Here is a 14,360-nt window from a genome sequence, read left to right on the forward strand (position 1 = left end):
AAGGTGCAAAAAAACAAAGAGCCCAATTCCGAAGAAGTGGGCTCATGGGGTTGATATCAGTGTATGCTCTCTTTTCTTGAAGAAAGCTTACTCATATTTGTAATACGATTTAAACCAATTGGCAAACCTTTGAACACCGTTTTCAATACTCGTACTCGGCTTGAAATCGTAGTCTCTGATCAGCTCAGAAACATCAGCATAAGTTTGCCGAACATCCCCAGGTTGCATGGGCATCATGATTTTCTCCGCCTTCTTGCCCAAAGCCTTTTCTAAAGTCGAAATGAAGTCCATCAGTTTGACCGGGGCGTTGTTTCCGATGTTGTAAATATTGAAAGGAATTCCGTCTGCTTGTTCGTGTGAAGGCACATGTTTGTCGAGCACTTTTATAACACCTTCAACAATGTCATCAATGAAGGTGAAATCTCGCTCCATTTCCCCATTATTAAAGACCTTGATGGGTTCATCATTCAATATTGCCTTGGCAAACAACATCGGCGCCATATCTGGTCTCCCCCAAGGTCCGTAAACGGTGAAGAATCGTAATCCAGTCGTTGGCGTTTCGTACAAATGACTGTAGACGTGGGCCATGAGTTCATTGGATCTCTTGGTGGCCGCATAAAGCGAAATGGGATTACTCACCTTGTGCTTCGTGCTGAAGGGCACCTCCTTATTCATCGCGTACACGCTGGAGCTGCTGGCGTATACGAAATGCTCCACCGGATTATGCCGCACGGCCTCAAGTAGATTTAGAAAGCCCACCATATTACTTTCCATGTAGGCTTGGGGATTCTTCAAGCTGTAGCGCACTCCCGCCTGCGCCGCAAGATGGCAGACGTGGGTAATACCTTCCTTGTCAAATAAATGCATCAGCTCTCCAGCGTCTCGAAGCTCCATTTTAATGAACTGCAGATTCGGGTACTTGGTAGAGGTGATAGGGTCGTACGAGTAGAAGGCATCGCTTTCGATGCCTAGGTCTTTCAGGCGGTCATATTTTAGACTAACCGGGTAGTAGTCATTGATATTGTCTATGGCGATCACGGTTTCACCGCGTTCGGCCAATTGTTTGGTGGTGTAGTAGCCGATGAATCCAGCAGCGCCTGTTACGAGTATTTTCATGAGTCAAAACTAATCTATTCGCATTAATTTTAAATTCGGAAACGCGTACCGAATGAGCAAAAGGGACGTAGATGCCATTTTGCAAAATCTTAACACATTCCTTACTAAAGAATATGTCAAAGCTGTACATTTGGCGCTTCTGCGCTGTGTCTCATAGGTAATGAGATGATCTATTTATCATTTTATGGATATCAATAAAAAAATTGCCATCATAGGCTTAGGCTATGTGGGTATGCCTCTTGTGGCTGAATTCGGAAAGTCGAGAAAGGTTATTGCCTTTGATATTAATCCTGAACGAGTTGATGAACTTTTGGCCGGTTATGACCGGACCTTGGAAGTTTCGAGGGAAACTTTAACTGAAATTCGAGATAATGTAGAGTATACAACGAATTCTGCGGAATTGGATCAAGCGCAGATATTCATTGTAACGGTACCCACGCCTATAGATAAAAATAATACCCCCGACCTTACCCCACTTCAAAAGTCCTCTGAGTCGGTGGGGCTTCATCTTAAAATTGGGGATATTGTGATATATGAATCCACGGTTTACCCGGGAGTTACTGAGGAGGTTTGTGTGCCTATTTTGGAGCGAGTTTCTGGCTTGAAGTTCAATAGAGACTTCTTTGCGGGGTATTCACCAGAACGTATTAACCCAGGTGATAAAAAGAATACTTTAACCAATATTATCAAAGTGACTTCAGGCTCTACACCTGAGATAGCTGATGAGGTTGACGAGCTATATTCCTCAATTGTGAAGGCGGGTACCTACAGGGCTTCAAGTATCAAGGTCGCAGAAGCTGCTAAGGTTATTGAAAATACTCAAAGGGACATAAATATCGCCATTATAAATGAACTCGCCCTCATTTTTGATCACATGGGTATTGATACGCGAGAAGTTTTAGCAGCCGCAAGCACTAAGTGGAATTTTCTACAGTTTCAGCCTGGTTTGGTAGGAGGGCACTGCATTGGGGTAGATCCTTATTATTTGATGTATCGTTCCGAGGAACTAGGATACAGACCCAATTTGATCTTGGCCAGTCGCCAAATCAATAACGGAATGGGAAAATTTATAGCGGAAAAAACAGTCAAGCTACTCATTGGTCGAGGACAACGCGTTCGTGGAGCTAAGGTGCTTATTCTCGGTGTTACATTTAAAGAAAACACGCCTGACGTAAGAAACACGAGGGTGGTCGATATCATGCAGGAGTTGAAGGAATACGGTTGCGAAGTTTCCGCTTACGACCCTTGGGTAGACCCCAATGAAAAGAATAAGAAAGAGCGGTATCTGCTCATCGACGATCCATGGGCAGGCAATACCAAATACGATGCGATCATTGTTTCAGTTGCACACCGGGAGTTTGTTGAGTTGAGAAGAAGTGATTACGATAGAGTTCTATCTCAAAGCGGTATATTGATCGATGTTAAAGGAATTGTAATTTCCCCGGACTGGAGGCTATAAGACAGCGATATGGAAAGGAACTGGTATAGAGTTTTTTGGTTGCTGATGATATCATCGCTACTCACGGGTTGCATTGGGAACAAAAAGCTCACCTACTTGCAGGAAGAAGGAGGTGAAACGAAGGACTATTATGGTGCAAAACCAACAGATTATCTGATTCAAGAAAATGACATTATTTCGATTAGAATTAGGTCTTTGGATACCGAATCCAACGACCTGTTCAATACCTTGTCAGAAAGCCAGCGAATAAATGGAGTTAATGGAGGGGATTTGATGTTCTACTTGAATGGGTATACGGTAGATAATGCAGGTGATATCGAGATCCCGGTATTAGGAAAAATAAAAGTAGCTGGAAGTGATATCGAAACAGTGGAGGCCAGGGTCCGAGAAGGGCTGAAGTCTTATTTTAATGACGTTTTTGTTTCTGTCCAGCTATCTGGAATCAGGTTTTCAGTAGTAGGCGACATTTCAAGACCAGGAAAATATTTAATCTATCAAGACCAGGCGACTATTTTTGAAGCCTTGGCACTTGCGGGAGACGCACAGTTTACTGCAAACAGGAAGGAGGTACAAATTATTAGAAGCGGCCCAAATGGGGTTTCGATCAACGAAATAGACCTTACCGATCAAAATGTAATAGAGAGTCCATACTTCTTTATTCATCCCAATGATATTATCAATGTGAAGCCATTGAAGGTGAAGAGCTATGGAATCGGTACTACGGGTTTCAACTCCATTGCATTATCACTGTCGGCAATTGCCAATGTACTATTGATTATATCCTACTTTAATAATATTTAATGCAATCTAATTCAAACGATACAGGGGGGGCAACGACTGATTTTAGAACAATTTTAGGTCAGCTGTGGCATTTCAAACTGCCCATATTGTTTTCAATTCTCTTGTGTTTGATTGGGGCGTTTTTGATTAATCGATACTCTGATCGAATCTTTCGAACTCAAGCGATCGTGTTGATTGGTGAGGATAAATCCAATGATATGGACATGACCATGTCTAACGTGATGACGGCGATTGGCTACTATAATCCTAGGTTGTCCTATGAAAATGAGGTGATCAAACTCAAGTCTTTTCGATTGGCTAAACGCACCATCAGCGTATTGGATTTTGGAGTGGAAATACATGCTATTGGGCGTCTAAGAACCTCGGAGGTGTACCATGAAGAAATGCCGTTTAACGTTGAAGTGGATACCGGTCATGTCCAGTTGGTAGGTGCCGAGTTCTCCCTTGAAATTGTTGGAGGATCCAAAGCAGTTATAGAACAAGTAATTTCTGGCCAACCGTATTCGTACGCCAGTGACGATTTCATGGACTTATCTCCGGTGCCATTCCTGAGACAGGAAGTTGAGTTTGGTCAGTGGATAGAATCTAAAAATTATAGATTCAGACTGGTAAAGTCACCGTACTTTGCTAAGCAGCAGATTGAGGGAGAAAAGTATAATGTTGTTTTTAGGAACCCTGAGATCCTTGCTCTGGCTTATCAAAAACGGCTAATTGTTGAGCCCACGGCGGAAGGGGCATCCGGAATAAACCTAATACTGGAAGGGCCGACTTCCTACAAGAACGAGGTTTATTTAGATGCACTTATCGAAGAGTATTTCAAAATGGGAGTCGAGAAAAAAAACGAGCGGACTCTCAGGACGTTGGAGTTTATTGATGATCAGCTGGGTAGAATCTCCGATACTCTTGCAGTAACCGAGGGTGCGTTAGAAGATTATCAATCCGACATGCAGATTATTGACCTCGATAGTGAGGGTCAGGCTTTCCTTGAGCAATACAATAAATTAGAAACGGACAAGAACTTTCAAGAGCTGAGCTTGGAGTATTTCAGGTATTTACAAAAGTCGCTGCGCGAGGAAGAAGAAACCGAAGTTATAGCCCCTAGTGCGGTTGGAATACAAGACGCGCTTTTAGTTGAGCTCATAGATCAATTGAATCAACTATTGTATGAAAGAAGCGCCCTTACCCTATATGCTACATCGGAGAATCCAAAGGTTAAGGAGCTGGATAGGAGAATTTCGACGGTTCGAATCAGTTTGGATGAAAATGTTTCAAATCTGATAAAGAGTACAGAACTCCGAGTTAAAGACTTAAAATCTCGGATGAAGGAGTTAGAAAAGGCCATTCAAAAATACCCGAGTACAAAGAGGGCGTTAATGAATATAGAGAGGCGGTTCATGGTCAGTGAAAAGCTCTATAACTTCTTACTTCAAAAGAGAGCTGAGGCCGGAATTGCTCAGGCGGCCAATACAAGCGAAAATGAGGTTCTAGACTTTGCGAGAACTGAAGATGAATATATTAAGCCAAAAGAATACAGAAACTATTTCTTCGCATTAATTTTTGGATTCCTACTTCCTTTAGCTTTTGTATATCTGCGGAATTACTTTGATGTAAAAATCCATACAGTAGAACAGATTAGAGAGATGGTATCCTTTGGCTTCGCTGGAGTGTTAGGAAGCTATGAGAAAAGTGGAAACTTGGCCATCTATGAAAGTCCAAAAAGCGGGGCATCTGAAAGTATACGGAAACTCAGGTCGAACGTTCATTTTCTTCTACCAAAAAGGCCAGACGGAAAGGTGATTATGGTGACCTCAAGCATAGGTGGAGAAGGGAAGACGTTTTGTTCGATGAACTTGGCCGGCTCCTATGCACAGTCGGGCAAAGAAACACTGTTAATGGGCGTGGACCTGAGGAAGCCGAGGATCTACGACGATTTTGAGTTAGCTAATACTGTTGGCCTGACGACCGCATTAGCCGGGGACGAGAACTGGAAATCTTGCATCCAAAAAAGCAAATTCGAATGTCTCGATATTCTTACTGCGGGCCCTATTCCTCCGAACCCCTCTGAGTTACTAATGACAACTGATTTCGAAACTGTTATCAGAGAAGCCAGAGAAAAGTACGACATCATTGTTTTGGATTGCCCGCCCTTAGGTCTTGTTACGGACGCTATTGAAGTGAGCAAGTTGGCTGATGTAAACCTATATATATGTCGACAAAATTACTCGGAGCTTGGGCTTTTGAATTACCCTAATCAATTAGTTCAACAAGGGGTTATTCAGAACCTTCACGCAGTGCTTAATGATTTTAGTCAAAAGAAGAGTTATGGCTACGGCTACGGCTACGGCTATGGCTACGGTTATGGCTACGGCTATGGTTACGGCTATGGTTATGGTTATGGGTACTACGACGATGAAAAAGGTCAAGCAAAAGGAATCTTCAATCGAACTAGAAAATAGAAATGGCTGATAAAATGAAATTGCAGGATGCGCGCGTACTCGTTATAGGTGGCGCTGGGTTTATTGGTGGGTTTGTAGTCAAAGAACTGCTGAAGTATCCCGTAAAGGAGGTTATCATTTATGATAATTTCGCTCGGGGTAAAATGGAGAATATTGCGTCCTCACTTGCGGACGATCGTTGTCGAATCTATGAGTTTGGTGGAGACCTTCGCGAGACTGATATACTGGATACAGCCATGGATGGTGTTGACTATGTATTTCACTTAGCCGCTATGTGGCTTCTTCACTGTAAAGACTACCCACGTACGGCTTTTGACGTGAATATAGCCGGTACATTCAATGTTCTTGAGGCATGTGTCAAACACAAAGTGAAGAAATTAATCTACAGTTCTTCTGCTTCGGTATATGGTGATGCTGTTGAGGTGCCTATGACCGAAGACCACCCATTCAATAACACCAACTTTTACGGCTCAACTAAAATCGCGGGCGAGGCGATGTGTACGGCTTTCAATGATAGGTACGGCTTGGATATAATTGGCCTGCGCTACATGAATGTGTACGGACCGGGCCAAGATCAGCACGCTGTTTACAGTGGGGTCGTTCCCATTATGCTTAACAAAATAGAAGCGAATGAGGCTCCAACGATCAATGGAGATGGGAGTCAGGCCTACGACTTCATCTACGTGGAGGATGTGGCAAGAGCTAATGTGGCTGCCCTGGAAAGTGATACATCTATGGGGTTCTATAATGTTGGAACCGAAGTACAGACTTCGATAAGAGAGCTGTGTGAAACAATTTTAGAGCTGAAAAATTCGAATTTAGAAGTGAGCTATAAACCGTATGCAGCCGATGATGCTCGTCAATTCGTTCAAAACCGAATAGGCTCGAAACAGAAGGCAAAGGCGGAAATCGGGTTTGAGTTTAAATACGATCTGAGGCAAGGACTTCAGAAACTTATTGATTGGAGGATCGATGCCGGAATCGACAATAAATAATTGAATGATAGATCAAAAGAGAAATATTCCTATTTCGTTGCCTGTTACAGGTGAAGAGGAGTGGATGGCCACCAGAGAGCCCTTGATGTCAGGGTGGATTACATCAGGTCCAAAAGTTAGGGAGTTCGAAGGGTTGTTCGCTGAACGACACAACGTGGAGCACGCCATCGCGGTCACCAGTGCTACGACTGCGCTACACTTGGGTATGGCAGCTTTAGGTATTGGCCCTGGGGATGAAGTCATTGTTCCAGCATTTACATGGGTGTCCTCTGCTAATGTTGTCTTGTACCAAGGCGCCACTCCGGTATTTGTTGATATTGACCTCAATACCTTCAATATTGATCCAAGTAAGATAAAGTCGAAAATAACGGATAAGACAAAAGCAATAATCGCCGTCCACCTTTTCGGCCTGTGCGCTGATATGGACGCCATTTCAAAGGCTGCGCCGGGTATTCCGATTGTAGAAGATGCTGCGTGCGCCGCGGGGGCCGAGTACAAAGGAACTCCAGCTGGTGCTTTGGGCAGTATTGGTTGTTTTTCTTTCCATCCCAGAAAATCTGTTACCACAGGAGAAGGAGGTATGGTAACGACAAACGATAAAGCCTTAGCAGAGCAAATTTCTTGTTTGCGAAACCACGGTGCAAGTGTCTCTGAAGAACAGCGTCATCACGGCCCTAAGCCCTATATTCTTCCCGACTTCGATATGATGGGCTACAACTACCGCATGACAGACCTCCAAGGTGCAGTTGGTATTGTTCAAATAAAGAAACTGGATCGGTTCATCGGCGAACGACAGCAATGGGCCGAGTACTATCAAAGGGAGTTATCTGGAATCGATTGGTTGACACTTCCGCAAGTTAATGAAGGGTACAAACACGGCTGGCAGAGCTATGTTACATATGTCGATGAGTCTAAATCACCGTATACGCGGAATGAGATCATGGAAAAACTGCAGGATGCTGGAATTTCGACAAGGCCAGGAACCCATGCAGTTCATATGTTGAACTACTATGCCGAAAGGTTCAATATTTCGCCTAAAGATTTCCCCATGGCCCAAAGGGCAAATGACCATTCGATGGCCATTCCGTTGCACAACAGAATGGAAGAAGAAGATTTCAGGTATGTAGTACATCACTTGAAGAGTTTGTAGAATGTGCGGTATCGTCGGTATATTTCAACTTAATGGTGAACCTGTTTTCCGACAAGAGGTCCAGCAGATGGTGCGTCAAGTTGCACACCGTGGCCCTGACGGAGAGGGGATCTATATCAAGGGCTCAATTGGCCTAGGGCATAGGCGGTTAGCGATACTCGACGTTTCAGAAAAAGGTGCGCAACCCATGTCATCCAAATGTGGGAAATGGTCCGTAGTGTTTAATGGATGTATATATAACTATTTAGAACTCAAGAAGGACCTTCACTCCAAGGGGCACGTATTTATTTCCCAGTCCGATACGGAAGTTTTAGTCGAAGGACTTTCACATTACGGAGCCGATTTTTTTGAAAAGATCAATGGAATGTTTGCTGTCGGCGCTTGGAATGAAGAAGAGCGCTGCATTTATCTATCAAGGGATCGTTTCGGAATTAAGCCTCTGTACTATTGGTTCAATGGAGAAACTTTACTCTTCGGATCAGAAATAAAAGCATTCTTTCCATATAAGAAGTTCAAAAAGGAGATAAATCTGGAGGCTCTAAATGAGTACTTTACGTTTCAAAACCTCTTTACGTTTAACAGTTTTTTTAAGGATGTACACTCACTTCCTCCGGCAAATACGGTGCGTGTAGATTCTACCACAAGAGAAATTAAACATCACTCTTGGTGGGACTATGACTTCACCGATCCGGATGAAAAAATGACATTCGAAGAGGCCAAAGAAGAAACCGAACGACTCTTTAAGCAAGCAGTAGCGCGGCAAATGATTGCCGATGTGCCTGTTGGTAGTTACTTGTCGGGCGGAATGGATTCGGGCTCTATTACTTCGATCGCTTCTCAACACGTACCAAGACTCTCAACTTTTACATGTGGATTCGACATGAGCGGGGTTACCGGTGTTGAAGCGAATTTTGACGAACGGCGCGATGCCGAACTAATGGCCAACTTTTTCCGCACCGAGCATTACGAACAAGTCATTAATGCTGGCGACTTGAGCTGGTCACTTCCAAAAGTTGTTCATCACTTGGAAGACCTTCGAGTGGGTATGTCGTACCCCAACTACTACATTTCGAGGTTGGCCTCCAAGTTCGTAAAGGTGTGCCTGCAAGGTACGGGCGGAGATGAGTTGTACGGGGGCTATCCATGGAGGTATTATAGAGTATTCGATTCTTTGAATCAGGAACACTTCATTGATCAATACTATAGTTTTTGGCAACGATTGGTGCCCGATGATCAAAAAAACAAGATGTTTCAAACCAGTGTGTTGAACCAAGTTGACTTATCTCAACCTCGTAGGATATTCGAAAGAGTATTCAAGTTCAATGACCACATGAAATTTGATCGACCCGAGGAGCACATTCAGAATTCACTTTATTTTGAGATTAAGACTTTTTTGCCTGGGCTATTCTCGGTTGGGGATAAGTTATCCATGTCGAATGGATTGGAGGAGCGCTTTCCTTTTATGGATAATGACCTTGTTGACTTTGCACAAAAGATACCCGTTAGGCATAAGTTAGGTAATCTTGAGAGAGAGATTGGTCGCATTGATGAGAATACGGCCATGAAGAAAAGAGCATATCGTGAATTCTCGGACGGTAAAAACGTATTGCGCAAAGCTATGATGGATTTTATACCTGAGGAGATTATCAACAGAAAGAAACAAGGCTTTTCTGCCCCGGATGAAAGTTGGTACAGAGGCGAAAACGCTGACTACGTTAAGGAGCTCTTGCTCAGTGGGAGATCATCGTCTGCCGAATTCATCAATCCTGATTATGTAAAGGGTATTGTTGACGAGCACATGAATGAACGAATCAACCATAGGTTGTTGATTTGGTCGTTTATGAGTTTTGAGTGGTGGTGTCGTATTTTTTTAGACGGGCAAAATCCAGAGTAAGATGAGAATAGTATTCTTGGGTTGTACGCAATTTAGTGAAGCGATACTTCAGCATTTGATTGAAATTGGAGCTGAAATAGTTGGAATATGCTCCATACCCAAAAGCTTTAAGATTAGCTACAGTTCAGAAGAGGTAGTCAACTATAACTATGCAGATCTAAGGCCGTACTCAGAACAATTAGGTGTTCCATATTTTCTTGTGAATTCTCAAAGTGGGTGTAGGATGTCGGATTATGCGGATTCACTCAAGAAATTGAACCCCGACGTCATGCTCGTCATGGGCTGGTATTACATGGTGAATAAATCCTTGAGGTCAGTAGCAAGGCTTGGAGCATGGGGGATTCACGCCTCACTGCTTCCAAAATATGCAGGTGGAGCGCCATTGGTATGGGCTATGATTGAAGGGCAACACGAGACAGGAGTTACTCTTTTTCGTTTTAAAGACGGAGTGGACAATGGGGATATTATAGCTCAGAAACGAATAGTAATAGAAGAGCACGATTACATCAAGGATGTGTACGAAAAGGCCACTCAGGCTTCAAAAGAAACACTCACGCAAGTATTGAATGCTGAATCAGTGAATTTCGTACCGCAGGATGAAGACAAGATCGAAATTTACCCCCAAAGAAGTCCAAAGGATGGAGAGATTGATTGGGATCAGAGTGCCAAGGAGATTTATGACTTTATAAGGGCTCAATCTGAACCCTACCCAGGGGCATGGACTACGATAAAGGGCAAGAAAATAACTATTTGGAAGGCTACAATAGAAGAAATATGATTGAAAGGCAAGGCGACATCAATAAATCGAACCTTCAGATTTGCTCTCGTTGTATATACGATGAGCGAGTTAATGGAATTGAGTTTGACGAAGATGGGGTATGCAATTATTGTAAGCAGGTAGATGATTTAAAGGAGCAGTTCGGGACAGGGCAAGAAAAAGGTAAAAAAGCCCTAGAAGATATAATCAGCGAGATCAAGAAAGACGGAAAAGGTAAAAAATACGACTGTATGGTCGGTGTGAGTGGGGGAACGGATAGTAGCTATATGCTCTACTGGGCCGTTCAAAAAGGGTTGAGGCCTTTGGCAGTACATTACGACAATACATGGAATTCGGCAATCGCAACTGAGAACATAAGGAAGGTGACAAGCGCTCTCAATATTGACCTTTTTACCTTAGTTGTAGACAATAAAGAGTCGGACGATATATTCAAATCTTTCTTTAAAGCAAGTGTTGCTGAAATAGAGGCTTCGACGGATTTAGCATTGGCTGAGACGTTGTATCGAGCCGCTTCCAAATACAAAGTCAAGTACGTTTTAGAGGGACATTCCTTTGTAACGGAGGGGATTACGCCTGTAGGTAGAAATTACTTTGACGGAAAGTACATTAAGTCCATCCATAAGAAATACGGTAGCCTACCAATGAAGACCTATCCCTTAATGACCTTTTGGAGGTTTCTTTACTGGACTGTTTTCAAACGGATAAAAAAAATCAGGCCTTATTGGTATATGGATTATTCAAAGAGCGAGGCCAAAGAGTTTCTCTCGAAAGAATTTAACTGGGAGTACTACGGCGGACACCATTTAGAGAACAGGATGACGGCATTTTTTCATAGCTACTATTTGCCGAATAAATTCAACACGGACATGAGGAATAATACCTTGTCTGCGGAGGTTCGAATGGGCTTGAAAACACGAAGCGAGGCCTGGGAGGAGTATAACAGCGAGCCTCACATGGAAGAAGAGCTGCTTGAGTACTTTAGAAAACGACTAAAGTTATCGGAAACTGAATTCGATGAAATTATGTCGCGTCCACCGAGAAGCTGGAATGAATTCCCAACGTATAAAAAGCGCTTTGAGCGGTTAAGGCCATTATTTAAGGTTTTGGCTCATAGCAATTTAGTTCCAATGAGCTTTTATTTAAAATATTGTTTCCCAGCAAAAGTTGATTAGATGATCACTATCGTTGATTATGGAATGGGAAATTTGGGCTCTCTTCGAAATATGTTCAAGAGATTGAAGACTCCGGTAACCATTGAATCAGACCCAGATGTGGTGCTTCGAGCATCAAAGATTTTGTTGCCGGGCGTTGGGGCCTTTGATTCAGCCATGAAAAGAATCAATGAATCCGGCCTTCGAGAAGCGCTCTTGGAAAGCGTTGTAACTCAAAATACTCCGATTTTAGGGATATGCTTAGGTATGCAATTGCTTGTCGAAGGATCCGAAGAAGGGAACCTCGAGGGTTTGGGGTTCATCAAGGGCTATGTGCGCCGGTTTAAGTTCCAAGATAACTCACTGAAAATTCCCCATATGGGCTGGAATGAAGTTTCGGATTACGGAGGAACGCAACTTTTTAAGGGATTGAACGAACTCACTCTTGAAGAGGAAAATCCGCGCTTTTATTTTGTACACAGCTATCACGTTGAATTATCCAATGACGAGGATGTTGCCTTTAAGACGGAATATGGTCATGAGTTCAATTCAGCTTTAAAGCGAGGACATGTTTTGGGAGCGCAATTCCACCCAGAAAAGAGCCATAAGTTCGGTATGCAGTTCTTGAGAAATTTTATAGAATACGAAGGTGCTTAGGACTCGAGTTATTCCGACTTTGTTGCTTTCGGGTGAAAGCCTAGTCAAAACAAAGAAGTTTAAAAAACCCGGATATATCGGTGACGCCGTCAATACGGTCAGGATATTCAATGAGCTCGAAGTTGATGAAATCGCAATTTTGGGTATAAATCAGAGTAGAAAAAAGATAGAACCCAATTTCAATCTTCTCGAAGAACTGGCGAGCGAATGCTTTATTCCCCTCTCGTATGGTGGCGGAATAACAAATATTGAACAGGCGAGAACCCTGTTTCAAATAGGGTTCGAGAAAATAATTATTAATAGTGCCGGGTATTATAACCCCGAGCTTATTACTGCGTTGAGTGAGCACTATGGAAGTCAGAGTGTTATTGGATCTGTAGACTATAAAATGAGCTTTCGCGGAATTCCAAAGGTTTATTCTCACGGTGGATCGAAAAGACAGAAAGGCAGTCTGCAGGAGCACATTTCCAGATTAGTTGAACACGGAGTTGGGGAGATACTTTTGAATTCTATTGATAGAGATGGCAGTTGGTTGGGTTTTGACCTCGACACGATCAAAGCCATTTCAAGTGAACTCGAGGTGCCTCTGGTTGCTTGTGGCGGTGCTGGAACCACGTCAGATTTAAAAGAAGGAATGGATGCTGGCGCCTCAGCCCTTGGAGTAGGGAGTATGGTTGTGTACCAAAGTAAAGGCATGGGAGTTCTCGTGAGCTTTCCGGACCGACAAAAATTGTATAATCTGTTGAGATGAAAGAAGAGACGATTGTCCATATTGGATTGCATAAAACTGGAACGAAGTATCTACAACATCACCTATTTCCTAAGCTAGATGTCGAAGGCTTCAACTACAACCCTGAGCCTTTCACTCAATATGCGATGGACTACATCAAAGCGGAGGCTTCGGACCGCCCTTTGGTATTGAAGGCCATAATACGCGAACGTGAGGAACTAAAGAAGGATAATCGTAAGAAGCTCATATCCAAAGAAATAATGTGCGGAGATCTTTTCTCAGCATATCGTAACTGGAAGGAGAACGTGAAAGGATTGAAAGACGTCTTTGGCGAATGCAAGATTATTGTAAGCCTCAGGTTTCAGCCCAATTGGCTCATTTCTTGTTACAGAGAATCTGTTCACGAGCACCATTATCAACCAATAGAAAAATTTTTAGCCTACGACTCTGAATCCGATGAGTTCTTGCGAGATGTTTCACCACGCAATAATCTCGGATTTGCTCAATTAGATGCGCTTCGACTGGATTATGAGAAGATGTTATCCGAGCTATACCAGACATTTGATAGAGAGAACGTATTCGTATATTTTTTCGAAGATTTCAAGCGCGACCGAACTGCTGTCATAGAACGAATTTTAGATTTCATTGGAAGCGGTGCCGTGGAGCCGAAACCTATTTCCGGAATCCCGAATAGAGGGTATTCGGCGGCGTCCATAGAAAGGTCTATTGAACGATATAAAGAACTCAGACATTCCGATAAGGCCGGGATGATCCACAGACCAATTTTCTTTCATGGAAAAAACAGCATTCCGGCTGGAAACATTGAACTTTCAGTATTGGACAAGGATAAGTATTGGGGACCACAGTTTTTGAGAGATAACGAAGAAGTAAGGTCACCGAATTACCCAAATTTATCTGATAAGGAAAGGACGGATCTGGAAAATTCATGGAGATACCAGGTTAAAAATGTTTTCGATAAAGAAAAATACACGGATTGGGATTTACTGGGTGACCTAAGAGAACCCTTGGAGGATTATTACACTGACTTGAATGCCAAGCTTAAAAACGTCATCGATGGCTCGGTGCCTGAGATTTATTTTCACGGGACGAGAACCTCGAAATAACGAAGCTTTATATGGAGGTCATACTTCTCCTTTTCTTTAACTTGATCTT

Annotated in this window: 12 protein-coding genes; 11 read left to right on the forward strand and 1 reads right to left on the reverse strand. The window is 43.0% G+C overall.

Annotation, left to right across the window (positions count from 1 at the left end):
* Positions 1-87: 87 nt before the first annotated feature.
* Complete coding sequence (locus tag HZ996_04755; protein QTN38486.1) at positions 88-1,116, reverse strand: NAD-dependent epimerase/dehydratase family protein; 1,029 nt, start codon at positions 1,114-1,116, stop codon at positions 88-90.
* A gap of 190 nt (positions 1,117-1,306) precedes the next feature.
* Between HZ996_04755 and HZ996_04760 the strand changes: the two genes are divergently transcribed.
* The 11 genes from HZ996_04760 (at position 1,307) to HZ996_04810 (ending at position 14,311) form a co-directional block, all read left to right on the forward strand.
* Positions 1,307-2,575: a nucleotide sugar dehydrogenase gene (locus HZ996_04760; protein ID QTN40000.1), complete on the forward strand. Its 1,269-nt coding sequence runs from the start codon at positions 1,307-1,309 to the stop codon at positions 2,573-2,575.
* Between the two features lie 9 nt (positions 2,576-2,584).
* Entirely contained in the window at positions 2,585-3,376 is a 792-nt protein-coding gene (locus HZ996_04765) for a polysaccharide biosynthesis/export family protein (GenBank protein ID QTN38487.1), read from the forward strand.
* Between the two features lie 197 nt (positions 3,377-3,573).
* Entirely contained in the window at positions 3,574-5,832 is a 2,259-nt protein-coding gene (locus tag HZ996_04770; protein QTN38488.1) for a polysaccharide biosynthesis tyrosine autokinase, read from the forward strand.
* Positions 5,833-5,846: 14 nt separating this feature from the next.
* Entirely contained in the window at positions 5,847-6,827 is a 981-nt protein-coding gene (locus tag HZ996_04775) for an NAD-dependent epimerase/dehydratase family protein (protein ID QTN40001.1), read from the forward strand.
* Between the two features lie 4 nt (positions 6,828-6,831).
* The gene (locus tag HZ996_04780; GenBank protein QTN38489.1) at positions 6,832-7,977 is read left to right on the forward strand and encodes a DegT/DnrJ/EryC1/StrS family aminotransferase; all 1,146 of its coding nucleotides are present in this window, start codon (positions 6,832-6,834) and stop codon (positions 7,975-7,977) included.
* 1 nt (position 7,978) lies between these two features.
* Entirely contained in the window at positions 7,979-9,871 is a 1,893-nt protein-coding gene (gene asnB, locus HZ996_04785) for an asparagine synthase (glutamine-hydrolyzing) (GenBank protein QTN38490.1), read from the forward strand.
* 1 nt (position 9,872) lies between these two features.
* A complete protein-coding gene (locus tag HZ996_04790) occupies positions 9,873-10,649 on the forward strand; it encodes a methionyl-tRNA formyltransferase (protein QTN38491.1) in 777 nt (258 codons plus the stop codon).
* Positions 10,646-11,821: an N-acetyl sugar amidotransferase gene (locus HZ996_04795; GenBank protein QTN40002.1), complete on the forward strand. Its 1,176-nt coding sequence runs from the start codon at positions 10,646-10,648 to the stop codon at positions 11,819-11,821. The genes HZ996_04790 and HZ996_04795 overlap by 4 nt, the downstream gene beginning before the upstream one ends.
* Positions 11,822-12,457, forward strand: a complete 636-nt coding sequence (gene hisH / locus HZ996_04800; protein ID QTN38492.1) for an imidazole glycerol phosphate synthase subunit HisH — start codon at positions 11,822-11,824, stop codon at positions 12,455-12,457. It abuts the gene before it with no gap.
* A complete protein-coding gene (hisF, locus tag HZ996_04805) occupies positions 12,450-13,208 on the forward strand; it encodes an imidazole glycerol phosphate synthase subunit HisF (GenBank protein QTN38493.1) in 759 nt (252 codons plus the stop codon). The genes hisH and hisF overlap by 8 nt, the downstream gene beginning before the upstream one ends.
* On the forward strand, positions 13,205-14,311 hold the full coding sequence (locus HZ996_04810; GenBank protein ID QTN38494.1) for a hypothetical protein: 1,107 nt from the start codon (positions 13,205-13,207) through the stop codon (positions 14,309-14,311). Before hisF ends, HZ996_04810 begins: the two co-directional genes overlap by 4 nt.
* The last annotated feature ends 49 nt before the right edge of the window (positions 14,312-14,360 follow it).

This window comes from Cryomorphaceae bacterium (genome assembly GCA_017798125.1).
Lineage (GTDB): Bacteria > Bacteroidota > Bacteroidia > Flavobacteriales > ECT2AJA-044 > ECT2AJA-044.